Genomic DNA, 24,822 nt, shown 5'->3' with positions numbered 1-24,822 from the left:
TTTTAGCCAACAAAATCTCTAACGATTTCAATGAATTTGTCAGGGTGGGAAATAAAGGGTGCGTGTGAGGCTTTGTTAAGAGTCACGCTGTGGCTGGCAGGGTAGAGATTGTCCAGCAGGGGAATGGCCGCCTTGGGTACCAATGAATCCAGTCGGCCATAGATCCGCAACCAGGGCAGATCCAGCCCGCGTAGCTGTTCGCGCAGGTCAATGTCGGCCAACAATGTCAGCCCGGCCTCGAGTGCGACAAACTGGGGCGCCGGGCGCTCGGCCAGCCAGTGGCGCAACTGGCGGATATCGTCCCGGGCATGTTCGCTGCCCATCGCCTGGATCGCCAGAAAACGCTCTATGGTCTGGCGAAAATCCCCCGCCAGCATCTGGTTGAAGCCGGTCAGCACCTTGGGGGCAATCCCCGGCCACTCGTCGCGAGCCATGAAACAGGGGGAGCTGGCCACGGTGATCAGGGAGTGCAGCCGCTCGGGATGGGTCAATGCCAACTGGCTTGCCACCAGACCGCCGAGGGACCAACCGAGCAGATGGCACTTATCCGGCAAGATGGCGGCCACCTGCTCGGCAAGCCAGGGCAGGCTGTAATCCACCTCGTCTGCCAGCTGACTGTTGCCAAAGCCGGGCAAGTCCACCAGATGAACCCTGTAGTGGGCCGCCAACTGTTGGGCAATCCCATGCCACACCGCGCCGTTCATGCCCCATCCGTGCAACAGCACCAAATCGGGCCCCAGGCCAAACTGCTCTACCGATATGCTCATCTAGACTCAAGATCCCTGTTCATGCTCTTGGGGTCAGCATGTTAAAGCGACTGCTCGCTAAAGCAAGCCCACTGCTCGGCAGCCACGACGACTGGCAAGGGAGCTGTCTGCTTTGCCATCAAGCTTGCGACAATGAACCCCTGCTCTGCAGCTGGTGTCGGCAGTCACTGCACCAGTCCCAGCCCAAATGCCGCCTCTGCGCCGCACCGCTGGCTGACCATATAAAAGAGAGCATACCGGTCTGCGGCCGCTGCCAGCGCAGGCCTCCCCCTTGGGAGCGGTTGCAAGTGATCGGCGACTACCAAGCCCCCTACCCCATGCTGATCCCACGGCTCAAATATTCCGGCCAGATCTTGCTGGCGCCATTGCTTGCCCGCCTGTTGGCCGATCATCTGGATAGCAGCGATCCTCCTGAGGCGATCATTCCTGTTCCCCTGCACTGGTGGCGAAAATGGCGACGGGGTTTCAATCAAGCGGAGGAGATCGCGCAACCCCTTGGCGAGCTCACCGGCATCCCCTGCGACAACACCCTGTTGCAGCGCATCAAGGCGACCCCGCAGCAAACAACTCTCAGCGCCGGGCAGCGGCGGCGCAATCTGCGCGGGGCATTCAGTATCCAGCCTCACCAGTACCGCCACGTCGCGCTGCTCGATGATGTGGTGACCACCGGAGCCACCGCTGGCCAGCTTGCCCGCGTGCTCCATGAGAGCGGCATCACAAAGGTAGAAGTGTGGGCAATCTGTCGTACCCTCCGGCACAGCAAGTAGCCATCGCCATGGCTACCCAAGCATTAATAACCGCGTTATCATGAATACCCTAGTCGTACACTCAGGTTTATGAGGATAGTGATGATCAGCATTTCCGACGCCGCCCAGGCCCATTTCCGTAAACTTCTGGAAAAACAGCCTGATGGCACCAACATCCGGGTGTTTGTGGTCAATCCGGGAACCCAGAATGCCGAGTGTGGCGTATCTTATTGCCCACCCGATGCAATGGATCCGGAAGATCAAACCCTGCCCTTCAGCGGTTTCGACTGCATGGTTGATACCTTGAGCGCCCCCTATTTGATCGATGCCACCATCGACTTCGTCACCGATCAGATGGGATCCCAGCTGACCCTGAAAGCCCCCAATGCCAAGATGCGCAAAGTGGCCGATGATGCACCACTGATCGAGCGTATCGAGTATGTGCTGATGTCCGAGGTCAACCCCATGTTGGCCGGTCACGGTGGCAAGGTCACCCTGGTCGAACTGACCGATGACAAACTGGCTATTCTGCAGTTTGGCGGCGGCTGCAACGGTTGCTCCATGGTCGATTACACCCTCAAAGAAGGGATCGAGAAGCAGCTGCTGGAAAAATTCCCGGGCGAGCTCAACGGCGTAAAAGACGCGACCGAGCATCAACGCGGCGACCACTCCTACTATTGATCAGCCCCGTTTGCTCGGCCCCACCATTCTGAGGCTGATGCCAACGCGCATATAAGCAACGTCTGTTTGCATTAAAAAATCCGACACCAATTCATTGGTGTCGGATTTTTTAATGCCCATGGCGCCCTTCTGAAACGACGCTATGAGCGCTACTGGTGCTCGATATGAGCCCCCTGCCACCTCGTTACACCTGAATTCTCTTCTCACCAAGTCATGAGGCTGACAGATCACCACGCCAGTTAACCAACGGCCCATAAAAAATGCCAGTCAGCGTTAACTGACTGGCATCAAGGCCGAAGCCTGTTTGAGGTGCGATACCTGACGGGTGCTTACAGCGCCTTGAGGATCGCCTCGACGCTGGCCTTGGCATCGCCAAACAGCATCTGGGTATTCTCTTTGAAGAACAGCGGGTTCTGGACACCGGCATAGCCAGTGTTCATGGAGCGCTTGAAGCCGATAACGTTCTGCGCTTTCCACACTTCCAGTACCGGCATACCGGCGATCGGGCTGCCCGGATCTTCCATCGCGGCCGGGTTAACGGTGTCGTTGGCACCGATCACCAGCACGGTGTCGGTATCGGTGAAGTCGTCGTTGATCTCGTCCATTTCCAGCACGATGTCATACGGGACTTTCGCTTCCGCCAGCAGCACGTTCATGTGGCCTGGCAGACGACCGGCAACCGGATGGATACCAAAACGCACCTTGATGCCGCGATCACGCAGCTTCTGGGTGATTTCAGCCACCGGATACTGGGCCTGCGCCACCGCCATGCCGTAGCCCGGGGTGATGATGACGGAGCTGGAGTTCTTCAGCAGGTCAGCCACTTCCTCGGCGCTGGTTTCGCGGTATTCACCCATCTCCTGATCAGCCGTGGAGGCCACGCCATCGGAGCCGAAGCCACCGGCGATGACGGAGATAAAGGAGCGGTTCATCGCCTTACACATGATGTAAGAGAGGATCGCACCGGAAGAACCTACCAGCGCACCCACCACGATCAGCAGGTCGTTGGAGAGCATGAAGCCCGCCGCCGCAGCCGCCCAACCGGAGTAGGAGTTGAGCATGGAGACCACTACCGGCATGTCGGCACCACCGATGGAGGCAACCAGATGCCAGCCGAAGGCGAAGGCGATCAGGGTCATCACCAGCAGGGCGAAGGTAGAACCACCCGCGTTGACGAAGTAGACCATCAGCGCCAGAGAGGCGACCACCGCCAGCAGGTTCAGCTTGTGGCGGTGCGGCAGCATCAGTGGCTTGGAGGAGATCAGACCGCGCAGTTTGCCGAAGGCAACCACGGAACCGGTGAAGGTCACGGCACCGATGAAGACGCCCAGGAAGATCTCGACCAGGTGGATGTTCAGCATGGCGCCGGTGAGGTGCTCGACCTGGGCGACGCTGGCCGCCTGTTCGAACGCCGCACGGGCGGCTGCCAGTGTCGCATCCAGATTGGAACCGACGGACACCACCACTTCAGCAGGGGCAGAGGGGTGCAGATCGATGAAGCTGTTGACGCCCACCAGCACCGCGGCCATACCGACGAAGCTGTGCAGCACAGCCACCAGCTCGGGCATCTCGGTCATCTCGACCTTGAGTGCCAGACGCACGCCGATGGCACCGCCGATCACCATGGCCAGGATGATCCAGTGCACGCCACTGGTCTCCGGGTTGAATACGGTGGCGAGCAGGGCGATAGCCATACCCGCGATACCGAACAAGTTGCCATGCTTGGCCGTTTCTTGCTTCGACAGTCCCGCGAGACTGAGGATGAAGAGCACGGCGGCAACGATATAGGATGCTGTTACCAGTCCTTGAGACACGTTAAACCCCCTTAATCCTTACGGAACATCTTCAGCATGCGCTGGGTGACGGTGAAGCCACCAAAGATGTTGATACTGGCAATCAGCACAGCGACAAACGAGAGCGCAGTGACGAGCGTAGAACCCTGACCAATTTGCAACAGGGCACCGACCACGATAATGCCGGAGATGGCATTAGTGACCGACATCAGCGGCGTATGCAGGGAGTGGGAGACGTTCCACACCACGTAGTAACCGACCACACAGGCCAGAATAAATACGGTGAAGTGAGAGAGGAACGCGGCAGGTGCCACCGAGGCGATCCAGCCAAAGGCCGCGATGCCGAGGGCGCCAAACACAAACTTCTTGTTGGAAGCTTGCTTTGCTTCGGCCTTCTTGATCGGGGCTGCCACAGGTTTCTGCGGTGCGGCAGAGACAGCGATGGCGGGCGGCGGGAAGGTCACTTCACCGGCCTGGATCACCGTCATGTTGCGCTGAACCACGTCTTCGAAGTTGATGGCTACGTTGCCGTCCTTCTCCTTGCACATCAGCTTCATCAGGTTGACCAGGTTGGTACCGTAGAGCTGGGAGGATTGGGCAGGCAGGCGACCCGGCAGATCGGTGTAACCGATCACCTTGACGCCGTTGGGGGTGACGAACAGCTCGGTCGGCTTGGTGTATTCACAGTTGCCGCCGGTTGCTGCAGCCAAGTCCACGATGACGGAACCCGGCTTCATGCTGTCGACCATCTCCTTGGTGATCAGCTTGGGAGCTGGACGACCAGGGATCAGGGCGGTGGTGATGATGATGTCCACCTCTTTGGCCTGCTGGGCAAACAGCGCCATCTCGGCTGCGATGAACTCATCAGACATGACCTTGGCATAACCATCGCTGGATGCGCCGTCTTCACCACCGAAGTCCAGCTTGAGGAATTCCCCACCCATGGATTCGATCTGCTCGGCTACTTCCAGACGGGTATCGAACGCACGCACGATGGCACCGAGGGAACCGGCAGTACCGATGGCAGCCAGACCGGCTACGCCGGCACCGATCACCAGCACCTTGGCAGGTGGCACTTTACCGGCTGCGGTGATTTGACCGGTAAAGAAGCGACCGAACTGGTGCGCAGCTTCAACCACGGCGCGATAGCCACCGATGTTGGCCATGGAGGAGAGGGCATCGAGGGACTGGGCACGGGAGATCCGCGGCACCATATCCATCGCCATCACATTGATGTTGCGCTCGGACAGCTTCTTGACCAGCTCAGGGTTCTGGGCAGGCCAGATGAAGCTCACCAGAGTGGCACCATCTTTAATTTGTGCGATCTCGGCATCGGTCGGTGCATTGACCTTGAAGATAAGGTCGGCTTGCCAGACGCTCGGCACCACGCTGGCACCGGCAGCCTCGAAGGCGGCATCATCGAAGCTGGCCAACTGGCCTGCGCCGGACTCGATGGCGACCTCAAAGCCGAGCTTTTTCAGCTGCTCGACGGTAGCCGGGGTCGCTGCGACCCGGGTCTCACCGGCGAGACTCTCTCTCGGTATTCCAATCTGCATGACTATTCCCTGATGGTTAATAAACAATCGCTGCCCAGTGTCTCACTTCTGATGAAACAAGACATGACCAAAGTGCAGGTCCAGGGCTCTTTGTTATGAAAATCAGTAGGCTTTACCTCAACCTCCTGTCATGGTCAGGCCCCCCGCTTTTCAGGCGCGAAGGTGATTAGTATCAAATTTTGGAGTTTTATTACAACCGCAGTCCCGACGGCACTCGTACAGAATTCAGCCCATCCCAGGCTACGATTAAAAAAAACAAACCAAATTAGAGGCTTATACCAGTAAAAACGGCTGAAAAAAGTGATCCAACCAGTCAAAAAAAATGTTTTACCGGCCCTCTATCTTAGCGTTTTTTGTTCTTACGAAATCCGCTTTCGTCTCACTAATCGTATCGAAATGCCCAGAAGTAACATTTTCTCAACAAAAACGGGGCCACCTCGCCGCCAGATGGCGGGAGACGGCCCCGACAATTCAATCGTTTCGCCCCTGTGGCGCCGATTGGCTGCCCTTACCAGGCAGCTTGATAAATATGCTGGCTCTGCACCAGATCGATATCGCCATGCTCGCCCAGACGGGTCATGCCGTGCTCACCCAGCTTGCCAATCAGGGTATCGATACCCAGATCGTTGAGGCCATAGTCACGCAGTCGGGTCTTGACCCCCATCCGTTCGAAGAAGTCGCGGGTCGCGGCGATGGCATCATCGATGCGCTCCGCTTCGCTGCCGCTGCGCAGACCCCACACCCGCTCTGCATATTGCAGCAGCTTGGCATGCTTCTGTTTACGCTTGGCCTGCAACAGAGCGGGCAGTACCGCCGCCAGGGTCTGGGCATGGTCGAGACCATGCAGGGCAGTCAGTTCATGACCCAGCATGTGGGTGGCCCAGTCCTGCGGCACACCGGCACCGATCAGACCATTCAGCGCCATGGTGGCGCTCCACATGATGTTGGCGCGCACCTCGTAGTTTTGCGGCTCGGCCAGCGCCTTGGGGCCCTCTTCGATCAGGGTCAGCAGCAAGCCTTCGGCGAAGCGATCCTGCACCTTGGCATTGACCGGATAGGTGAGGTACTGCTCCACGGTATGAACGAAGGCATCCACCACCCCATTGGCCACCTGACGCTCGGGCAGGGTGTAAGTGAGCACCGGATCCAGCACGGCGAAGCGCGGCATCACGAACGGCGAGAAGAAATGCACCTTGTCGCCACTGCTGCGACGGGTGATGACGGCGCCCATGTTCATTTCGGAGCCGGTCGCCGGCAGGGTCAGCACTGAGCCCAGCGCAATGGCGGAGCGCACTTCGCTGCCGACGGTCTCGAGAATGTGCCAGGGCTCTTTGGCCAGATCGTAGTGCGCGGCAGCGGCGATAAACTTGGTGCCATCGAGCACGGAACCGCCGCCAACGGCGAGCAGGAAGTCGACCCGCTCGGCACGGGCCAGCTCAACGGCACCCATCAGGGTCTCGTAGGCCGGGTTGGGTTCGATACCGCCAAATTCAAACAGGGTCATGCCAGCCAGTTCGCTGCGGATCTGCTCCAGCAGGCCGCTGCGCACCACACTGCCACCGCCATAGGTGATCATGATGCGGGCATCGCTGGGGAGCTGCTCGCGCAACTGGGCGATCTGCCCTTGGCCGAACAGGATTTTGGTCGGGGTATGGAGCGTAAAGTTGTTCATCGACATTGCCTTCTTCTGATAGTCAGGGCGGCCAGGCCGCGAAATCGTGATTGCATTTTTCTCCAGAACCACCCTACCATCAAGACAACATCCTGCTTGATTCTTGCCTATTTCTACAAAGCAGCGAAAACCGGAACAGTTGAATCAAAGAGCGCCCATGCAAAACCGTTACAGCGACCTCGCCGCCAGAGTGACCCGCCACGTCACCGCCCCCGGCATCACCCCCTCCCCGGTGGAGCAGGTGAATTTCATCTACACCACCGAGTACCACGGCCGCACCCCGGTGCTCTACCAGCCGCGGATGATCGTGATCCTGCAGGGGCACAAGGTGGGTTATCTGGCGGATCAGGTATTTCGCTACGACCCCAACCACTACCTGCTGATGACCTTGCCGCTGCCCTGCGAGTGCGAGTGTTTCGCCTCCCCCGAGCAGCCGCTTATCGGTTTTACCATCGAGATCAACATGGTCACCCTGCAAGAGCTGCTGCTGGAGCTGGGAGACGCCCTGCCCGCTCCCGCCCCGCAGAAGAGCGGCGTCCTCTCGGTGCCCCTGTCAGAGGCGATGTTCTGCGCCGCCGAACGGCTGATCGATCTGATGGACAACCCCCTGCACGCCAAGGTGCTGGGGCCGCAGACGGTGCGGGAGATGCTGTTTCACGCCCTCATCGAGGGGGGTGGCCCCGCCTTACAGGCGCTCGCCAATCGCCACAACCATGTGGGCCAGATCGCCCGGGTGCTGCGTATGATAGAGTCGCGTTATGCCGACAACCTCACCATGGAGGAGCTGGCGCGGGAGGTGAACATGAGCGTCTCCGCCTTTCACCACCACTTCAAGGCGGTCACCGCCACCTCGCCGCTGCAGTACATCAAGTCGTTTCGGCTCCACAAGGCGCGCATCATGATGCTGCACGACGGCATCAAGGCGGGCACCGCAGCGGCCAGAGTCGGTTACGAGAGCAACTCCCAGTTCAGCCGGGAGTACAAGCGCTTCTTCGGCAGCACGCCGACAGATCAGGCCTCCCGCTTTCGGGATGGCCAGCTGCGCATCATCGAGGGATAACTAGAGAGGGATTACCTATGCGTTCACTACTTTGCCTGTTCACCACCCTGCTACTGACGGCCTGTACCGGGATTACCGACGGCATCCGCCCCGTCACCGGCTTTCAGCTCGATCGCTATCTCGGCACCTGGTACGAAGTCGCCCGCCTCGACCACAGCTTCGAGCGGGGGCTGGAGCAGGTGAGCGCCACCTACAGCCTGCGGGACGATGGCGGCGTCAAGGTACTCAACCGCGGCAAACAAAGCGATGGCAGCTGGCGCGAGGCCGAGGGCAAGGCCTACTTCGTCGGCAACCCGGACGAGGCGCGGCTCAAGGTGAGCTTCTTCGGCCCCTTCTACGGCGGCTACAACGTCATCGATCTTGACCCCGACTACCAGCTCTCGCTGGTGACCAGCTACAACCACGACTATCTCTGGATCCTCTCCCGCTCCCCCAATCCGCCCAAGGAGAAGGTGGACGCGCTGATCGCCAAGGCCAAGGGGCTGGGCTTTGCCACCGACCAGCTGATTTGGGTCAAGCAGACCCCTTGAAGCCGAACGGGGAGCCCTGCTGGCTCCCCGTTTTTTGCAACCTCCCCCGCCTTTGCCCCCATCCTTGCTGCAAACCGCTCCGATTCACCCCCTGCCTGACTGCTGCGCACTGCCGGTTTTGGTGCGTTGAATTGCCCTCTTCGGTCAACCCAGATTCATGACGACAGCGCGCACCGCCTCATCACCTTATTAACAACCTCTATATGACAGCACACCAACATATCGTCAGATTATTAACAGATACCTATCGATGAAAATGAAAAGACAACACCAGATATCGGCATAACCACTATTTTCACGGCCAGCCAACATATATTCCCCGCGCTGCCAAATGCTGTCGCAGAAAGGGACTGATATGAGCCTTTTATATTCTCCTCTCGCTTTAAATCTGCACAACAAACCAGCAAACAGACTTCAGGAAACCCCAAACGACGCCGCTTTAACTGATTAATTGTTGCCATCATTTTTGTTCGGTGATAAACAGCTAATCATTTAAAAATTACTCATAAATATTCAAATAGAGAGAGGTGGTCAATTTGGAATGGATTAAACTGAGCGGCATACTCATTATCTTGCTGGGTTTTTACTTCAGGCTCGATACCCTGGCCGTCGTGCTGGTCGCCGCCGTCACTACCGCTCTGGTCTCCGGTCTCTCCTTTACTGAATGCCTCTCCCTGCTGGGTGAAGCCTTCGTCTCCAACCGCATGGTGACGCTGTTTTTGCTGACCCTGCCGATGATCGGCATCTGCGAACGCTACGGCCTCAAGCAGCAGGCGGTCACCCTGATCGAGCGGATCAAGAAGCTCACCCCGGGCAAGTTCATGACCCTCTATATGTTTATCCGCGAGCTGGCCGGTCTCTTCTCGGTGCGAGTGCAGGGTCACACCCAGTTTATTCGTCCGCTGGTCAACCCGATGACGCAGGCTGCCGCCAGCAAGGTGCATGGGGAATTAACTGAAGAGGACGAGGAATATATCAAAGCGCGGGTGTCAGCCACCGAAAATTACGGCAACTTCTTTGCCCAAAATACCTTCGTCGCCTCCGCCGGGGTATTGCTGATTGTCGGCACCTTCGACTCGCTGGGATATAACGTCTCCGCCGTCGATATTGCCAAGGCCTCCATGCCGATTGCCATCATAGCCCTGTTTATGGTCGCCGCCTCCAATATGTGGTACGACCGTCAGATGGCCAAAAAATATGCATCGAGCAATAGCAAGGGAGGTCAACAGTAATGGCTGCACTCATCCCCAATATGCTCGAATTCTTCTATGTGCTGATCGGCGTCATTCTCTTTAGCAGCGCCTGGCGCGTCCTGCGTGATGGCAACCACCCGGCTCGAGTCGGCACCGCGCTGTTCTGGAGCATCCTCGGGGTGCTGTTCGCCTTCGGCAGCTATATCCCCAGCATGATCAACGGGATACTGATCCTCGCTATGGGGGTCATCACCCTGCTAAAGCAGGTGAAGATCGGCAAGCTGGAGCAGGCGAGCGAAGAGGAGTCCCAGCGCCACGCCAACCGCATCGGTAACCGGATCTTCCTGCCCTGCGTATTGCTGGCCCTGCTGGCGGTGGTGATCGCCCAGTTCACCCCCCTCGGCGGTCAGGTCGGTATCGGTCTGGCGGCGGTGATCGCCTTCGTCATCACTGTGCTGCTGACCCGCGCCACACCTTCCACCGTGGTGGGAGACTCCGACCGGATGATCCAGCAAGTGGGCATCACCGGCATCCTGCCCCAGTTGCTGGCCGCCCTCGGGGTGATCTTCAACAAATCCGGGGTCGGTGACGTCATCTCGCAGGGGATCTCCACCGTGGTCCCTATGGGCAGCCCCTTCATCGGGGTAGTGGCCTACTGCCTCGGGATGATGGTCTTCACCATGATCATGGGCAACGCCTACGCCGCCTTCACCGTCATCACCGCCGGGATCGGTATCCCCTTCGTGGTCGCGCAGGGCGGTGATCCGGTGATCGCCGGTGCGCTGGCCATGACCGCCGGTTTCTGCGGCACCCTGATGACCCCCATGGCCGCCAACTTCAACGCCCTGCCCGCCGCCCTGCTGGAGATGAAAGATCTCAACAAGGTGATCAAGGTGCAGGTGCCGATGGCACTGACCCTGGTGCTGATCCATATCGCCCTCATGTACTACTGGGCATTTTGAGAATTCGGGAGACGATGATGAAAGTTCTGATTACCGGTTTTGACCCCTTCGGCGGCGAGCCCATCAACCCGGCCTGGGAGGCAGTAAAGCGCCTGCCCGACACCATTCTGGATGCCACCGTGATCAAGGCCCAGATCCCCACCGTATTCGGCAAGTCGGCCACCCTGCTGGCGGCGCTGATGCACCAGCACCAGCCGGATGTGGTGATCAACGTCGGTCAGGCGGGCGGTCGCTTCGCCATTACCCCGGAGCGGGTCGCCATCAACCTCGATGACGCCCGCATCCCCGACAACGAGCAGCAGCAGCCCATCGATGAAGTGATTCAGGCCGATGGCGCACCGGCCTACTTCTCCCGCCTGCCCATCAAGGGGATGGTGCAGCGCATCAAGGAGAACGGTATTCCGGCAGCGGTCTCCAACACCGCGGGCACCTTCGTCTGCAACCACATCATGTACCAGCTGCACTACCTGATCGAACAGCAGTTCCCGGCGGTGCGCGGCGGCTTTATCCACGTCCCCTACATCACCGAACAGGTGGCGGACAAAGTGAACCAGCCCTGCCTCGCCATGAGCGACATCACCCGTGCGCTGGCGCTGGCGATCGAGGCAGTGGTGCTGCAGCAGGATGGCGACCTCAAGGTCGTGGGCGGCGAAATTTCATGACGCTTTGCCAGCCACGCCCGCTGTTCGTCTACGGCAGTCTGATGGACGGGCTCTTCAACTACCGGCGCTATCTGGCCGCTCATGTGAACAAGCCGCCGCGGCGCGCCCGGGTGCGCGGCGCCCTCTATCACCTGCAGCACAAAGGCTATCCGGCCCTGCTGCCGGGTGATGACTGGGTCTATGGCGAGCTGTTTGTGCTGGACGACTTCCCCGCCGCCATCGCGGCGCTCGACGAGATGGAGAACTTCCACGGCGAGGATGATCCCCAGAGCGAATATCTGCGCCAGCTGGTCGAGGTAGAGATCTTCGACCCGCAGCAAGGGCGCTATGTCGGTCAGCAGCGGGCCTACCACTACCGCTACGTGGTGCAGCACGACCCCAAGTGGCAGCAGGGCAAGCACTACCTGCCCGACGGCAACTGGCGCGCCTTCCATCTGGCGCAGCTGGAGAGCGCCGCCTGACGGCCACCGGCAATAAATAAACAAAGGGCAGCCCGCGGGCTGCCCTTTCTGTTGCTGGAGTGGCGGGATGATCAGAGCCGGAAGCGGCCGATCTCCTGCTCCAGTCGCTCGGTCAGTGACTTGAGTTCGGCTGCCTGCGCCGCCTCGTTGCCCGCCTGCTCAGCCAGCTCTTGCGAGACGTGGCGGATATTCTCGGTATTGCGGCTGATCTCGCCGGTCACCGAGGTCTGCTCCTCGGCCGCCGCCGCGATCTGGGTCGCCATATCGCTGATGGAGCCGATCGCCTCGTTGATCCGGCCAAGGCTCTGGTTGGCGGCTTCCGCATCCTCCACGCTGGTGCCCGCCAGCTGACGGCTGGTCTCCATGCCCCCCACGGCGCGACGGGTAGTCTGCTGCAGGGTTTCGATCATCTGCTGGATCTCGTCGGTGGAGTCGTGGGTACGGCGCGACAGCACCCTTACCTCGTCCGCCACCACCGCAAAACCACGGCCCTGCTCACCGGCCCGGGCCGCTTCGATGGCGGCATTGAGCGCCAGCAGGTTGGTCTGCTCGGCGATGCCGCTGATGGTGGCCAGAATACCGCTGATCTTCTGAGCATGGCTGTCGAGCTCGTTGATCACCTGACTGGCATCGGCCACTTCGTCCGCCAGACCGGTAATGCTGCGCTGACTCTGACCAACCTGGGATTGACCGGCGACCGCCAGTGCGACCGCATCGGTGGCGGTGGCGGCGGCAAACTCGGCGTTGCCGGCGATCTCCTGAGTGGCGGAGGCCATCTCGGTCACCGCGGTCGCCACCATCACGATCTCGTCCTGCTGCTGACGCACCCGCTGACTGCGGGCCTGCGCCCCGGCCGCCTGGGCGCGGGACTGGGCCGCCAGCTCGACGGTCACATCCCGCAACCGGCTGACGATACCGTGCAGCCGCGCCACGAACTGGTTGAAGTTCTGGGCCAGCTGACCCACCTCATCCTTGCTGTGGGTGTTGATGTGAACGGTGAGATCCCCCTCGCCGTGGGCGATGTCGTGCAGGGCGTGCGCCACCCGACCGAGATCGGCGAACAGGTATTTGAAGGTGGCGGTGAGCAGGGCACTGAACACCAGCATCAGCACCAGCGTCAGCCCCACCAGCTGCCACAGCAGGTTGCTGAGCGGCGCCTCCAGCACATCGCGATACATCACCATAGCCAGCAGCCAGTCGGTGCCCGCTACCGGTTGTACCGCCAGCAGCACATCCCGCCCGTCGAGGGTGGCGGCGTGCAGCTCGCTGTTCTCGCGACCCCACTGCTGGAAGGTGGCGGCAGAGAGTCCCGGCGCCAGCTCGGCGATGGGTTTGAGCGCCAGATCCTTTTGCGGATGGCCGACGATGAGGCCGCTGCTGTCGAGCAGCATGGCATAGCCCTCACCCTGCACCTTCATCGCCAACACCTCGTCGATCAGCTTGTCGAGCGCCAGATTGGCCCCCACGGCACCGACCAGCTCGCCCTGATGGCGCACCGGTTCGGAGAGGGTGACCACCAGCTTCTGCATGGTGACGCTGACATAGGGGGCGGTCACGATCAGCTGCCCCGCCTTCACCGCATCCTGATACCAGGGGCGTTCCCGCGGGTCATAGTTGCCGGTGTTGAGGGAGGGATCCTGCCGGGTCATCACCCCCTGCGCGGAACCGAAATAGGTAAGACCAAAGCTGCCGGAGGTATAGGCCTGCTTCAGGTGTGGCACCAGTTCGGCTTGGGGGTTGTCGCTGATCAGGTTCACCAGCGCGTGGACCGTGTTCTTGCGATCCGCCATCCAGTCGCCGATCGCCACCGAGTAAGCGTGACCATAGTTGACCGCCTCGCTCTGAATGGCGCTCATGGTACGGGATTTGAGGGTGTGAAAGGCAACGATGCCGAGCAGTGATGCCATCAGCAGCACCACGCCAAGACTGGTGGCCAGCAGCTTGCCGCGCAGAGAGAGGGTCATGACGACGAATCCTTGTTGTTGTGTCAGGCAGGGAAAACCCCGTGAGATCTGGGCTATCGGCCGCAATATGAACAGACTTTAGTGAATCTGTATATTTTTACATCTATCAACAACAGGAACCGCTGCAAGCTGTAGGGAGATCACTATTCCATGCTATTCAGTGCCGAATAAGTGCCGGAGTAATCAGATCGAAGGGCAAAGGCCATACCCCGCGAACCACTGGGGCCAGGGAAAATGATGGATAACAAAGAGGGGCAACAGCACAGGAGGGAAATGTCAGAAATGCGAAAGGCCAGCTCAATGAGCTGGCCTTTCTGAAAATGGCAGGGGCGGCAGGACTCGAACCCGCAACCATCGGTTTTGGAGACCGCTGTTCTACCAATTGGAACTACGCCCCTGCAACAAACGAGGCGAATTATACAAAGTGAGGGTCAAAGGTAAAGGCTTTTTTTGCACTTTCAGTGCAATTGAACAATTCCCGAACAGGCTACGGCTATTTGTGCAGCAAACAAGGATAACTTGCTGTATTTGCAGCCCTGTCGGGGTAGGAATGGGACATAAATGGGGGTAGGGTGAAATCAGGTACCGGGAGGCCACTTATGCTCAATTACCGATTGCTCCAACAACTGGCGCCCCTCAACTTCAGGGATGAGCGCAAGACAGAGTCCCTGCCCGCCTATCTTGAACGGGTCGCGCCGCTGGTGCCCTTTATTCCGGAAAATGTGCTCTCCCAGTGGATTTACCGTCATTGGCGCGGTTTTGAGTCCAACTGGAGCTTTATCGATCTCGCCAGCCATCAGTTCAGCTGCGAAAGCTGGCCCACCGCGCAACTGGTGGATCAGGTAGGCTCCCGCCATATGGAGGTGATCGAACGCTGGGGCGAGATGCTGCGCAGCAACCGCTATGTGCGCCGCTCCTGGCTCGGCGAGAAGATGCTGAGCGAAGGCACCTGGCCCGAACCTGTCATCGTGCTGGCACCAGCCGAGGGGAGCAGTTACCCGAACGGGCAACCGCTGCCGCAACCCTACTGCCTGCTGGAAGGGCACCACAGACTCGGTTATTTGCGCGCCATGGCCCGCGATGGGGAACCGCTGCAAGAGACGCACAGGGTGTGGATTTGTCGTCCTGTTCCCACCACTTAAACGTTTTTCATGCTGAAATTGGCATCAGAAATAAAATTTTGACAATTAAAAAAGCGGCCCTATAATCTGTCCGGTTTAAAAAAGGTCGGGACGAGACGATGCAGTTTTTGATTCAGAAAACAGCCTTGCAAACGGGTGGTGCGCACCAGAGCGGCCCCGTTGTTTCCAGTTCCCACCCCAACGATCCCCAGTTATTTTTAAAAAAAGCCCCTGTTTCAGGGGCTTTTTTTTGTGCCCGAAAAACCTCCAATGATGTCAAAGGGAATGCAGACGATGACCAATCCACTCTATAAGAAACATGTCATCTCCATTTCGGACCTGACCCGGTCAGAAATGGAACTGGTAGTCTCAACCGCACAACGGTTGAAGGCTGAACCTGACACCAGCCTGTTGAAAGACAAGCTGGTTGCCAGCTGCTTCTTCGAAGCCTCCACCCGCACCCGCCTCTCGTTCGAGACCGCGGTACAGCGCCTCGGCGGCAACATCATCGGCTTCGCCGACGGTGGCAACACCAGCGCCAAGAAAGGCGAGACGCTGGCTGACTCCATCAAGATCATCGGCTCCTACTCGGATGCAGTGGTGATGCGCCACCCGAAAGAGGGCGCGGCCCGTCTGGCTTCCGAGTTCTCCCGGGTGCCGGTGATCAACGGCGGCGACGGCTCCAACCAGCATCCGAGCCAGACCCTGCTCGACCTGTTCACCATCCATGAGACCCAGGGTCGTCTGGACAACCTCAACGTCGCCTTCGTCGGTGACCTGAAATATGGCCGCACCGTGCACTCGCTGGCCCAGGCCCTCAGCCTGTTCAACTGCCGCTTCTTCTTCATCTCCCCGGAAGCGCTGGCGATGCCGGACTACATCTGCGAAGAGCTGGAAGAGAAAGGCATCCAGTTCAGCGTCCACCAGACCATGGAAGAGGTGATGCCGGAGCTGGACATCCTCTACATGACCCGCGTCCAGAAAGAGCGCTTCGACGAGACCGAATACAAGCACATGGCTGCCAAGTTCATTCTGGAGCTGGCGACTCTGGAAGGAGCCAAGCCCACCATGAAGATCCTGCATCCCCTGCCCCGCGTCGACGAGATCGATGTCGCGGTCGACAAGACCCCCCACGCTTGCTACTTCCAGCAGGCGGAGAACGGGGTGTATGCACGCCAGGCGCTGCTGGCACTGGTACTGAACGAAACTGTCTGAGCTTAGGGGAATATCATGTCTGACAAGAACCAACTGCAAGTCGAAGCCATCCGTCACGGCTCCGTCATCGATCACATCCCCGCTGGCCAGGGCATCAAGATCCTCAAGCTGTTCCAGCTGGTCGAAACCCAGGAGCGGATCACCGTCGGCTTCAACCTGAAATCCGGCGCGCTCGGCAAGAAGGATCTCATCAAGATCGAGAACACCCGCCTGACCGAGCAACAGGCCAACCAGCTGGCGCTGTTCGCCCCGAAAGCGACCGTCAATATCATTGAAGAGTTCAATGTGGTGAAGAAGCACCAACTGGAGCTGCCGGAGTTCATCACCGGGGTGTTCCACTGCCCCAACTCCAACTGCATCTCCCACAACGAGCCGGTGGACAGCTACTTCCGGGTGCGCGAAGTGAAAGGCGTGGTGCGGATGAAGTGCAAATATTGCGAGAAGTCCTTCACTCAGGACATCGTCAGCGAGCGTTACTGATATCTGATTGGGCCCTGCGGGGCCCATCTTTGAACCCTGTCACATCACCGAATTTCCAGTCAGCTATAATTTGCCATCCCAAGATGGTAATGCCCGCTCATTCCCTGCATATAGATGGATTATCAGTGTTTTTGGCTGATAACTGACAGCTATGACAGATATCGCGCGTTTACCTCCGGTCATCATCAAAGGAATTCGCCGTGGTCAAAACTCTCAGTCGTCCCGTTGCCCAAGAGCCCGATCTGGCCCAGCTGGATGCCTGTCGCCAGATCATCGGTCAGCACTGCTACAGCACTCAGGAAGAGATCCGCCACCAGCTGTCAGAGCGCGGCTTTGCCGACATTAGCCAGTCCACCATCTCCCGCCTGCTACGCCGCCTCGGTGTCGCCAAGGCCCAAAATGCCAATGGCAAGAAGGTCTACACCCTGGTGGACGATCAACTGGAGCCCGCTGGCAGCACCCGCTCGATCCACGACATGGTGCGCGACGTGGTACACAACCAGCAGATGGTGCTGATCCTCACCACCCCGGGCGCCGCCACCGTGGTTGCTCGCCTGCTGGATCGCAACGCCAATCCCGAAATCATGGGCGCCGTCGCAGGCAACGATGTGGTGCTGGTCGCACCGCGCCATATCAGCCGTACCCGTCAGGCCCACGCCGCCGTGGTACGCACCCTGGCGCAAGCACGCTAAACCAGTCATCCGGTCAGGCGATCCGCTTTCACCTTGTCATTCAAACATGCAACGCCATCTTGATACCCTGGTGGCGGCTCGCGTCCCCCATCAACAGGGATACAAAATTGCACCGCCGCGTGAAGCCAATCCCGCGGAGTGATGGCGCTAGCGGCCCATAAAAACAATGCCAGTCAGCGTCACTGACTGGCATTACACCCTCTGGCGTGGGCCTGTTGAATGGCACAACACCTGCGACTACTCGTCCTTCTTGTCTCGCGACAACAGGGCGATGGCCGCCTCTTTCGGGTTCTTACCCTCGTATAGCACCTTGAAGATCTGCTCGCAAATGGGCATCTCCACACCGTTGCGGGCCGCCAACAGATGGACCTCCTTGGTGTTGCGATACCCTTCGACGACCTGACCGATCTCGGTCATGGCGGTATCCACATCCTTGCCAGCCCCGAGAGCCAGCCCGAAGCGGCGGTTGCGCGACTGGTTGTCGGTACAGGTGAGCACCAGATCCCCGAGCCCCGCCATCCCCATAAAGGTTTTGGCATCAGCACCGAGGGCGGCCCCCAGACGCTGCATCTCCACCAGACCCCGGGTGATCAGCGCGGTTCTGGCATTGGCGCCAAAACCGAGCCCGTCGGAGAGACCGGCGCCGATGGCGATGACGTTCTTCACCGCACCACCCAGTTGCAAACCGACGAAGTCCGGGCTGGTATAAACCCGGAACGAACGGCCACAGTGCAGCAGTCGGGAGAGATCGTCGGCGAAATCGTCATGGGTCGAGGCAACCGAGATAGCCGTCGGCAGACCGGCAGCCAGCTCCTTGGCGAAGGTGGGACCGGAGATCGCCGCCAGCGGCATCTCGTCTCCCAGCACCTCACGCGCCACATCCTGCAGCAGGCGGCCACTGTCCGGCTCCAACCCCTTGGTGGCCCAGGCGATACGGGTATCGGGACGCAAGAAAGGTTTGATCTGAGCCAATACCTGACCAAACACGTGGCTCGGCACCACCAGTAGCAGCACAGGGGCGGCTTGCACCGCATATTGCAGATCCGCAGTCAGCTGCAGATCGGCGGGAAAAGGGACATCAGGCAAAAATGCCTTGTTGCAGCGATCTTGTTCCAGCACGGCGACATGAGCAGGATCGTGACCCCACAGCAGGGTCGGATGACCGTTGCGCGCCAGAGAAATGGCAAGGGCGGAGCCATAAGACCCCGCCCCCAAGACCGAGATAGCGATCTGGTCAGCCATTATCAGGCTTCCGCAGTCGCCTGCTGGGCCTGTGCTTGCGCCATATGCTGGGCAAACAGAGCATCGAAGTTAACCGGTGCCAGGTTCAGCTGCGGGAAGGAACCTTTGCTCACCATGTTGGCAACAGCTTCGCGGGCGTACGGGAACAGGATATTCGGGCAGAAAGCGGCCAGGCAGTGAGCCAGCTGCGGCTCTGGCAGGTTACCGATGGTGAAGATACCGGCTTGCTGAACTTCGCACAGGAAGGCGGTTTCGGTTTCCAGTTTGCAGGTCACGGTCAGGGTCAGGACAACCTCGTACACGTTGTCAGCCAGAATATTGGTCTTGGTATCCATGTCCAGCTTGACGTCCGGCTGCCACTCTTTCTGGAAGATGTGCGGGGTGTTCGGCGCTTCGAAAGAGACATCCTTGGTGTAGACACGCTGGATGTTGAATTCCGGTTGTACTTCCTGGTTGTTGATCTCGTCAGCCATTTCGTTTGATTCCTTTATATAGGGATAAGTGGGCACAGGCCCTTAAATCAATCAGCGCTTTTTGGTTACCGGCAGATTGTCTGCACGCCATTGAGCCATACCACCGCTGAGCACATATACCTGCTTGAAACCGGCCTTGCTCAGCTGACGACCCGCGCCGCCCGCAGTCATGCCCGACTCGCACACCACTATGATGGGGGCATCTTTATGCTTTTCAACCGGGCCCAGATTATTGCTCTGGATCTGGGTCAGCGGCAGATGCTGGGCACCGGCCAGATGGCCCTTGGCGTACTCTTCCTGACTGCGAATATCCACTACAGTGGCATTCTCACGGTTGATCAGCAGAGTGGCTGTGTGGTTATTGACGGTTTTTACCGGAGAAAAACGGGCACGCACAGTGGTGTAAACCAGGGTGCCAGCCAGACCCAACCAGGCTGCGGTCAGCAGCGGGTTACGGGTCGCAAAATCCAAATACTCTTGCATCTTCTACTATCCAGGGACCAAGACAAGGGCCCGAGTATACATGGGGGTATTGATAAGATCAGCCATCTTGGCGGCAAAGCGCGAGCAGGCTCCCATCATCAGCAGACAGTGAGCATGGCAAGAAGGGCGTGGCTTGCGGGGGCTCGGGAGCGCCCCTTGGCTATCAGGTGACTATTTCGGCAGATGTAGTAATATTACGCTAGTTTCATTTCCCGCATTTTTTCCAATCCGAGAGGACATAGTCTTATGTCAACAGCTAAGAAACCTTTGGTTCTGGTCATCATGGACGGTTGGGGCTATAGCACCAAGCAAGAGCACAACGCCGTCGCTGCCGCCAAGACTCCCAACCTCGATCGTCTGGCCCGTGACTACACCAGCACCCTGATCTCCGGCTCCGGCCTGGATGTCGGTCTGCCGGATGGCCAGATGGGTAACTCCGAAGTGGGCCACGTCAACATCGGCGCCGGTCGCATCGTCTATCAGGAGCTGACCCGCATCTCCAAAGACATTCAGGATGGCGACTTCTTCCAGAACGTCGAGCTGGCCAAGGCTGTTGATGCTGCCGTGACCAACGGCAAAGCCGTCCACATCATGGGCCTGATGTCTCCGGGTGGCGTACACAGCCACGAAGAGCACATCATGGGCATGATCGAAATGGCCGCCAAGCGTGGCGCCGAGAAGATCTACCTGCACGCCTTCCTGGATGGCCGTGACGTTCCGCCGCGCTCCGCCCAGTCCTCTATCGAGCTGTTCGACGCCCTGTTCGCCAAGCTGGGCAAGGGGCGTTTCGCCTCCATGATCGGCCGTTACTTCGCTATGGACCGTGACAACCGCTGGGATCGCGTGCAGCAAGCCTATGACCTGATGACTCAGGGCAAAGGCGAGTTCACCGCCAACAGCGCCACTGAAGCGCTGGCTGCCGGCTATGCCCGTGACGAGAACGACGAATTCGTCAAGGCCACCCGTATCGGCGAAGCTGCACCGATGGAAGACGGCGATGCGCTGATTTTCATGAACTTCCGTGCCGACCGCGCCCGTGAAATCACCCGCGCCTTCGTGGATGCCGACTTCACCGGTTTCGCCCGTGCCGTAGAGCCAAAGCTGAACTTCGTGATGCTGACCGAATACGCGGCCGACATCAAAACTGCCTGTGCCTACCCGCCGACTGCCCTGGTCAACACCCTGGGTGAGTGGCTGGCCAAGCAGGGCAAGACCCAGCTGCGCATCTCCGAGACCGAGAAGTACGCGCACGTCACCTTCTTCTTCAACGGTGGCGAAGAGTCCTGCTTCACCGGCGAAGATCGCGAGATCGTCGCCAGCCCGAAAGTGGCTACCTACGACCTGCAGCCGGAAATGAGCTCCGAAGAGCTGACCGACAAGCTGGTTGCGGCCATCAAGAGCGGCAAGTACGACGTCATCATCTGTAACTACCCCAATGGCGACATGGTCGGCCACACCGGCGTGTTCGATGCCGCCGTCAAAGCCTGTGAAGCCGTTGACCACTGTGTTGGCCGCGTCACCGAAGCCCTGCGCGAAGTGGGTGGCGAGTGCCTGATCACCGCCGACCACGGCAACGCCGAGAAGATGCAGGATGAAGAGACCGGTCAGGCCCACACCGCCCACACCAGCCTGCCAGTTCCGCTTATCTATGTCGGCCGCAAAGCCGAGGTCGCTGAAGGTGGCAAACTGTCCGATCTGGCCCCCACCATGCTGACCCTGATGGGTCTGCCGGTGCCGCCGGAAATGACTGGTAAGCCCCTGATGATTCTGAAATAATCCGTCCCCATGCGGGGATGCGAAGTTATTTCACAGAAAACCAGTCGCGTCGGCCTGTTGGCCGGCGCGCTGTTTTTTTGTCTGTCGTTTGGCGCCAGTCCGGCTATTGCCGCCAATCAGCAGCTGGGCGCCATGCAGTCCCAGATCAAAGAGCAACAAAAGACCATCAAGCTCAGCAAAGAGGAGCTTGCCAAGCTCAATACCCAACTCAAAGCTGACGAGCAGGCTATCTCGACGGCCGCCGCCAAGCTCAACCAGACCAAGCAGCAACTGCAGCAGAACCAGCAGAAGCTGGCGACCCTGCAAAAAGACAAGCTGGGACTGGAACAACAAGCCAAACATCAGAAGCAATTGCTGGCCAAACAGGCGGAAAGCGCCTTTCTGGCGGGCAACCACGACTACCTCAAACTGCTGCTCAACCAGCAGGACCCGGCCAAACTGAGCCGCTCCCTCGACTACTACGACTACCTCAACAAGGCCCGCATCGAGGCCATTGACGCCCTGCGCGCCACCCACGACAAGCTGGCGAAAAACCAGCGGGCCACCAAAGAGACCGAAACCAGACTGCAATCTCTGCTCGGCGAACAGCAAGAGCATCACCAGACCCTGCTGGCCAGCCAGCAGAGCCGGGCCAAGGTGCGTAACCAGCTGCAGCAATCGGTACAGGATGATGAACAGAAGCTCACCAAGCTGGTCAAGGCGGAGAAAGCGCTGAAAGCTCGGCTGGAAGAGCTGCGCCGCAAGCGCGAAGAACAGGAGCGCCGTGAACGGGCCGAGCGGGAACGCCTTGCCAAGTTAAAAGCAGAGCAAGAGCGCCAGCGCCGTCTCGAGGCGCAACGTCTGGCCGCCGAACAGAAGCGAATTGCCGAACAACAGCGGATCGCGGCGCAACAGCAGAAGATCGGCGAACAGCAACGGCTCGCCGCCGAGCAGCAGAAAGTCGCCAAGCAACAGAACCGGGTGGCGGAACAGCAAGCCGCCGCGCGCAACAGCGCCAAGGCCAGTACTGGCGGCTACGGTGGGCTTAGCACCAATGGCAGCCTGCGCTGGCCGGTACAGGGGCCGATCCTTATCTCCTACGGTTCACCACGCACCGCCCAGCTCAAGTGGAAGGGCACTTTGATCGGTGCCAGTGAAGGGACCCAGGTCAAGGCGGTGGCAGCCGGTCAGGTGGTGTATGCCGATTGGCTGGATGGCTTCGGGATGCTGCTGGTGATCGACCACGGTAAGGGCTACATGAGCCTCTATGGTCACAATCAGTCGCTGCTGCGCCAAGTGGGTCAGAATGTGGAACAGGGTGAACCGGTGGCACTGGTGGGTGACAGTGGTGGCCAGGACAGGCCCGGCCTCTACTTCGAGATTCGCCATCAAGGCGAAGCCATCAACCCGACCAAGTGGCTGGCCAAGGGTTGAGTTAACCCGACCGACAAGCGCGTCATACGCTCACTACAAAAAGCCTGCATCACGCAGGCTTTTGTCGTTTCAGGAGCACCGCCACTCACTGTCGGTCCCCATTTGATGAAAAATTACCTATTTTTCGGTCAACTCAAGGGAAGACGACCAGACCGATCTGCTCCAGCAACGTCTGCTGCTGATCCTCGTTGATCTGCACCCCTTGCAGATCGACCCGACGCAGATCCAGCCCCGGCAGATCGCACTGGCGCAGATCGCAGCCCTGCAATTTAAAGCTGGTCCACTCGATCTGGCCAAACTCGGAGCCACTGAGATCGGAACCCGCCAGCGAGGCGCCGAACAGGTTGGCCCCCTGCCAGCGGTTGCCGGTCAGCTCGCACTTTTCGAGCAGGCAGCCCTCGAAGCTGGCGTAGCTGAAGTTGTTGTCGGTCAGATGGGCCTCGCAGAAGTAGCTCTTGGCGGTGATCTGGTTGGCAAAGCTGGCGTGGCCGAAGTTGATGCCGACCGCCTGACAATCGCGCATCTCCAACCCCAGACACTGGCTGCGGCTGCAATCGGCCATGGTGAGATCGCAACGCAGAAAGCTGGTCTCCCGCAGGTCGCAGCCCTGTAACAAACAGCCCCGCTCGCTCTCCCGATCGTAGAAGCTGCAATCGATGAAACGGCTATCGCTCAGATCCAGCCAGGAGAAGTTGCAGCCAATAAAGCGGCACTCCGAGAACTGCTCCCCCTCCACATCCTGCTGCTCGAACCGGACATCCACGAACTGCTTGCCTCTGATCATCGAAAACTCCTCTTACTACGGTTTCATATGCTGACTTTGTCGGCCGAAAACGGTAATGTTACATGTAACATCCATGCTGGACACCCCGATGAACACCACCCGCAAGCGCCGCCCCACCCTGCAAGATATCGCCGACCAGACTGGCGTGACCAAGATGACTGTCAGCCGCTATCTGCGCGACCCGCAGACCGTGGCGGAGGGTACCCGCGAGCGGATCGCGGCGGTGGTGGAAGAGCTGGGCTATATCCCCAACCGGGCGCCGGATATTCTCTCCAACGCCACCAGCAAGGCGATCGGTATCCTGATCCCCTCCCTCTCCAACCAGGTCTTCTCGGCGGTGATCCACGGCATCGAATCGGTCACCCGCCCTGCCGGGTATCAAACCCTGCTAGCGCACTACAGTTACAGCCCGGAACGAGAGGAGGAACAGATCGCGTCGCTGCTCTCCTATCATGTTGATGGCCTAATCCTCTCCGACAGCCAACACACCGAGCGCACCCGCAAGATGATCGCCACCGCTGGCATTCCGGTGGTCGAAACCATGGATCTGCCACCCAATCCCATCGACATGGTGGTCGGCATGGATCACCGGGCCGCGGCCCGGGCCATGGTATCAGAGATGCTGCGCCGGGGCAGGCGTCAGGTGGTCTATCTGGGGGCCCGGCTCGACGTGCGAACCCAGCTGCGGATGGAGGGCTATTATCAGGCGATGGCTGACTTCGGCCTCACCGGCCAGCATCTGCTGACCGAACAGTCCTCCACCTTTACCCTCGGCGGCGAGTTGCTGGATCAGGCGCTGGTGCGCTATCCCGACCTCGACGGCCTGTTCTGCACCAACGATGATCTGGCGGTCGGCGCCCTGCTGCAGTGCCAGGCCAAGTGGATCCCGGTGCCACAACAGATCGCCATCGCGGGTAGCAATGCCCTCGATATCGGCCACGCCATGACCCCCAAGCTGGCCAGTATTGCCACCCCGCGGGAAGCGATCGGCATGGAGGCAGCCACCATGCTGCTGGCCCGTCTCAGCGGCCAGCCACAGACCGAGACACGCAAAGATATCGGCTTCTCCCTCTATCTGGGAGAAAGCTTGGGCTAA

25 protein-coding genes and 1 tRNA gene are annotated in these 24,822 nt (G+C 59.4%); 16 read left to right on the top strand and 10 right to left on the bottom strand.

Features of this window, described 5'->3' with window-relative positions:
* Window positions 1–2: 2 nt before the first annotated feature.
* Entirely contained in the window at window positions 3–767 is a 765-nt protein-coding gene (gene bioH / locus BN4575_RS10915; protein WP_068978205.1) for a pimeloyl-ACP methyl ester esterase BioH, read from the bottom strand.
* A gap of 38 nt (window positions 768–805) precedes the next feature.
* Here bioH and BN4575_RS10910 point away from each other — a divergent pair, with 38 nt between their 5' ends.
* Together BN4575_RS10910 and nfuA are read left to right on the top strand one after the other, a co-directional pair.
* Window positions 806–1,534 carry a ComF family protein gene (locus BN4575_RS10910; RefSeq protein WP_068978204.1) on the top strand — a complete coding sequence of 243 codons (729 nt, stop codon included), beginning with the start codon at window positions 806–808 and terminating at the stop codon, window positions 1,532–1,534.
* 81 nt (window positions 1,535–1,615) lie between these two features.
* Window positions 1,616–2,194: a Fe-S biogenesis protein NfuA gene (gene nfuA / locus BN4575_RS10905; RefSeq protein ID WP_042019334.1), complete on the top strand. Its 579-nt coding sequence runs from the start codon at window positions 1,616–1,618 to the stop codon at window positions 2,192–2,194.
* 329 nt (window positions 2,195–2,523) lie between these two features.
* Here the strand turns inward: nfuA and pntB are convergent, their stop codons facing one another.
* The 3 genes from pntB to yqhD all read right to left on the bottom strand — a co-directional run bounded on the left by pntB (window position 2,524) and on the right by yqhD (window position 7,215).
* Window positions 2,524–4,008 carry a Re/Si-specific NAD(P)(+) transhydrogenase subunit beta gene (gene pntB / locus BN4575_RS10895; RefSeq protein ID WP_042018262.1) on the bottom strand — a complete coding sequence of 495 codons (1,485 nt, stop codon included), beginning with the start codon at window positions 4,006–4,008 and terminating at the stop codon, window positions 2,524–2,526.
* An 11-nt stretch (window positions 4,009–4,019) separates the two neighbouring features.
* Window positions 4,020–5,543 carry a Re/Si-specific NAD(P)(+) transhydrogenase subunit alpha gene (locus BN4575_RS10890; RefSeq protein WP_068978202.1) on the bottom strand — a complete coding sequence of 508 codons (1,524 nt, stop codon included), beginning with the start codon at window positions 5,541–5,543 and terminating at the stop codon, window positions 4,020–4,022.
* 508 nt (window positions 5,544–6,051) lie between these two features.
* Window positions 6,052–7,215, bottom strand: a complete 1,164-nt coding sequence (gene yqhD / locus BN4575_RS10885) for an alcohol dehydrogenase (protein ID WP_068978201.1) — start codon at window positions 7,213–7,215, stop codon at window positions 6,052–6,054.
* A gap of 157 nt (window positions 7,216–7,372) precedes the next feature.
* On the opposite strand from yqhD, the gene BN4575_RS10880 reads away from it, so the two are divergent.
* From BN4575_RS10880 to BN4575_RS10855, 6 genes are all read left to right on the top strand, one after another.
* A complete protein-coding gene (locus BN4575_RS10880) occupies window positions 7,373–8,275 on the top strand; it encodes an AraC family transcriptional regulator (protein WP_068978200.1) in 903 nt (300 codons plus the stop codon).
* A 17-nt stretch (window positions 8,276–8,292) separates the two neighbouring features.
* Complete coding sequence (locus BN4575_RS10875) at window positions 8,293–8,805, top strand: lipocalin family protein (RefSeq protein WP_068978199.1); 513 nt, start codon at window positions 8,293–8,295, stop codon at window positions 8,803–8,805.
* A 536-nt stretch (window positions 8,806–9,341) separates the two neighbouring features.
* Complete coding sequence (locus BN4575_RS10870; RefSeq protein WP_068978198.1) at window positions 9,342–10,037, top strand: DUF969 domain-containing protein; 696 nt, start codon at window positions 9,342–9,344, stop codon at window positions 10,035–10,037.
* Window positions 10,037–10,960 carry a DUF979 domain-containing protein gene (locus tag BN4575_RS10865; protein WP_068978197.1) on the top strand — a complete coding sequence of 308 codons (924 nt, stop codon included), beginning with the start codon at window positions 10,037–10,039 and terminating at the stop codon, window positions 10,958–10,960. Before BN4575_RS10870 ends, BN4575_RS10865 begins: the two co-directional genes overlap by 1 nt.
* 17 nt (window positions 10,961–10,977) lie before the next feature.
* Complete coding sequence (gene pcp, locus BN4575_RS10860; protein WP_068978196.1) at window positions 10,978–11,622, top strand: pyroglutamyl-peptidase I; 645 nt, start codon at window positions 10,978–10,980, stop codon at window positions 11,620–11,622.
* Complete coding sequence (locus BN4575_RS10855) at window positions 11,619–12,083, top strand: gamma-glutamylcyclotransferase family protein (protein ID WP_068978195.1); 465 nt, start codon at window positions 11,619–11,621, stop codon at window positions 12,081–12,083. The genes pcp and BN4575_RS10855 overlap by 4 nt, the downstream gene beginning before the upstream one ends.
* A gap of 71 nt (window positions 12,084–12,154) precedes the next feature.
* Here BN4575_RS10855 and BN4575_RS10850 read toward each other — a convergent pair whose 3' ends face one another.
* Together BN4575_RS10850 and BN4575_RS10845 are read right to left on the bottom strand one after the other, a co-directional pair.
* Complete coding sequence (locus BN4575_RS10850) at window positions 12,155–14,047, bottom strand: methyl-accepting chemotaxis protein (RefSeq protein WP_068978194.1); 1,893 nt, start codon at window positions 14,045–14,047, stop codon at window positions 12,155–12,157.
* 321 nt (window positions 14,048–14,368) lie between these two features.
* Window positions 14,369–14,445 (bottom strand) — tRNA-Trp (locus BN4575_RS10845).
* A gap of 201 nt (window positions 14,446–14,646) precedes the next feature.
* On the opposite strand from BN4575_RS10845, the gene BN4575_RS10840 reads away from it, so the two are divergent.
* The 5 genes from BN4575_RS10840 to BN4575_RS10825 all read left to right on the top strand — a co-directional run bounded on the left by BN4575_RS10840 (window position 14,647) and on the right by BN4575_RS10825 (window position 17,555).
* Window positions 14,647–15,189 (top strand): hypothetical protein, encoded by a 543-nt coding sequence (locus tag BN4575_RS10840; RefSeq protein WP_068978193.1) that lies wholly within the window; start codon window positions 14,647–14,649, stop codon window positions 15,187–15,189.
* A gap of 98 nt (window positions 15,190–15,287) precedes the next feature.
* Entirely contained in the window at window positions 15,288–15,482 is a 195-nt protein-coding gene (locus BN4575_RS22075) for a hypothetical protein (RefSeq protein WP_176716430.1), read from the top strand.
* Window positions 15,463–16,383 (top strand): aspartate carbamoyltransferase, encoded by a 921-nt coding sequence (gene pyrB / locus BN4575_RS10835; RefSeq protein WP_005339735.1) that lies wholly within the window; start codon window positions 15,463–15,465, stop codon window positions 16,381–16,383. Before BN4575_RS22075 ends, pyrB begins: the two co-directional genes overlap by 20 nt.
* Before the next feature lie 15 nt (window positions 16,384–16,398).
* The gene (gene pyrI / locus BN4575_RS10830; protein WP_042018277.1) at window positions 16,399–16,863 is read left to right on the top strand and encodes an aspartate carbamoyltransferase regulatory subunit; all 465 of its coding nucleotides are present in this window, start codon (window positions 16,399–16,401) and stop codon (window positions 16,861–16,863) included.
* 200 nt (window positions 16,864–17,063) lie between these two features.
* Window positions 17,064–17,555, top strand: coding sequence for an arginine repressor (locus tag BN4575_RS10825; RefSeq protein WP_042018278.1), 492 nt, complete (start codon window positions 17,064–17,066; stop codon window positions 17,553–17,555).
* 237 nt (window positions 17,556–17,792) lie between these two features.
* Here the strand turns inward: BN4575_RS10825 and gpsA are convergent, their stop codons facing one another.
* The 3 genes from gpsA to BN4575_RS10810 are packed head-to-tail and all read right to left on the bottom strand — an operon-like array spanning window position 17,793 to window position 19,753.
* Window positions 17,793–18,797 carry an NAD(P)H-dependent glycerol-3-phosphate dehydrogenase gene (gene gpsA, locus BN4575_RS10820; protein ID WP_068978192.1) on the bottom strand — a complete coding sequence of 335 codons (1,005 nt, stop codon included), beginning with the start codon at window positions 18,795–18,797 and terminating at the stop codon, window positions 17,793–17,795.
* A 2-nt stretch (window positions 18,798–18,799) separates the two neighbouring features.
* Window positions 18,800–19,270 carry a protein-export chaperone SecB gene (gene secB / locus BN4575_RS10815; protein WP_042018281.1) on the bottom strand — a complete coding sequence of 157 codons (471 nt, stop codon included), beginning with the start codon at window positions 19,268–19,270 and terminating at the stop codon, window positions 18,800–18,802.
* Between the two features lie 51 nt (window positions 19,271–19,321).
* On the bottom strand, window positions 19,322–19,753 hold the full coding sequence (locus tag BN4575_RS10810; RefSeq protein WP_042018282.1) for a rhodanese-like domain-containing protein: 432 nt from the start codon (window positions 19,751–19,753) through the stop codon (window positions 19,322–19,324).
* Window positions 19,754–19,999: 246 nt separating this feature from the next.
* On the opposite strand from BN4575_RS10810, the gene gpmM reads away from it, so the two are divergent.
* On the top strand, window positions 20,000–21,529 hold the full coding sequence (gene gpmM / locus BN4575_RS10805) for a 2,3-bisphosphoglycerate-independent phosphoglycerate mutase (RefSeq protein ID WP_068978191.1): 1,530 nt from the start codon (window positions 20,000–20,002) through the stop codon (window positions 21,527–21,529).
* A 9-nt stretch (window positions 21,530–21,538) separates the two neighbouring features.
* Complete coding sequence (locus BN4575_RS10800; RefSeq protein WP_068978190.1) at window positions 21,539–22,942, top strand: peptidoglycan DD-metalloendopeptidase family protein; 1,404 nt, start codon at window positions 21,539–21,541, stop codon at window positions 22,940–22,942.
* A gap of 133 nt (window positions 22,943–23,075) precedes the next feature.
* Here BN4575_RS10800 and BN4575_RS10795 read toward each other — a convergent pair whose 3' ends face one another.
* Complete coding sequence (locus BN4575_RS10795) at window positions 23,076–23,726, bottom strand: Qnr family pentapeptide repeat protein (protein WP_068978189.1); 651 nt, start codon at window positions 23,724–23,726, stop codon at window positions 23,076–23,078.
* A gap of 88 nt (window positions 23,727–23,814) precedes the next feature.
* On the opposite strand from BN4575_RS10795, the gene BN4575_RS10790 reads away from it, so the two are divergent.
* Window positions 23,815–24,822, top strand: coding sequence for a substrate-binding domain-containing protein (locus BN4575_RS10790; protein ID WP_042018463.1), 1,008 nt, complete (start codon window positions 23,815–23,817; stop codon window positions 24,820–24,822).

It is taken from the genome of Aeromonas sp. EERV15, from assembly GCF_900079845.1.
GTDB classification, from domain to species: Bacteria; Pseudomonadota; Gammaproteobacteria; order Enterobacterales; family Aeromonadaceae; genus Aeromonas; species Aeromonas sobria.
The sequence above is the reverse complement of the archived record's forward strand: the minus strand, read 5'-3'. Positions and strand labels throughout refer to the sequence as shown.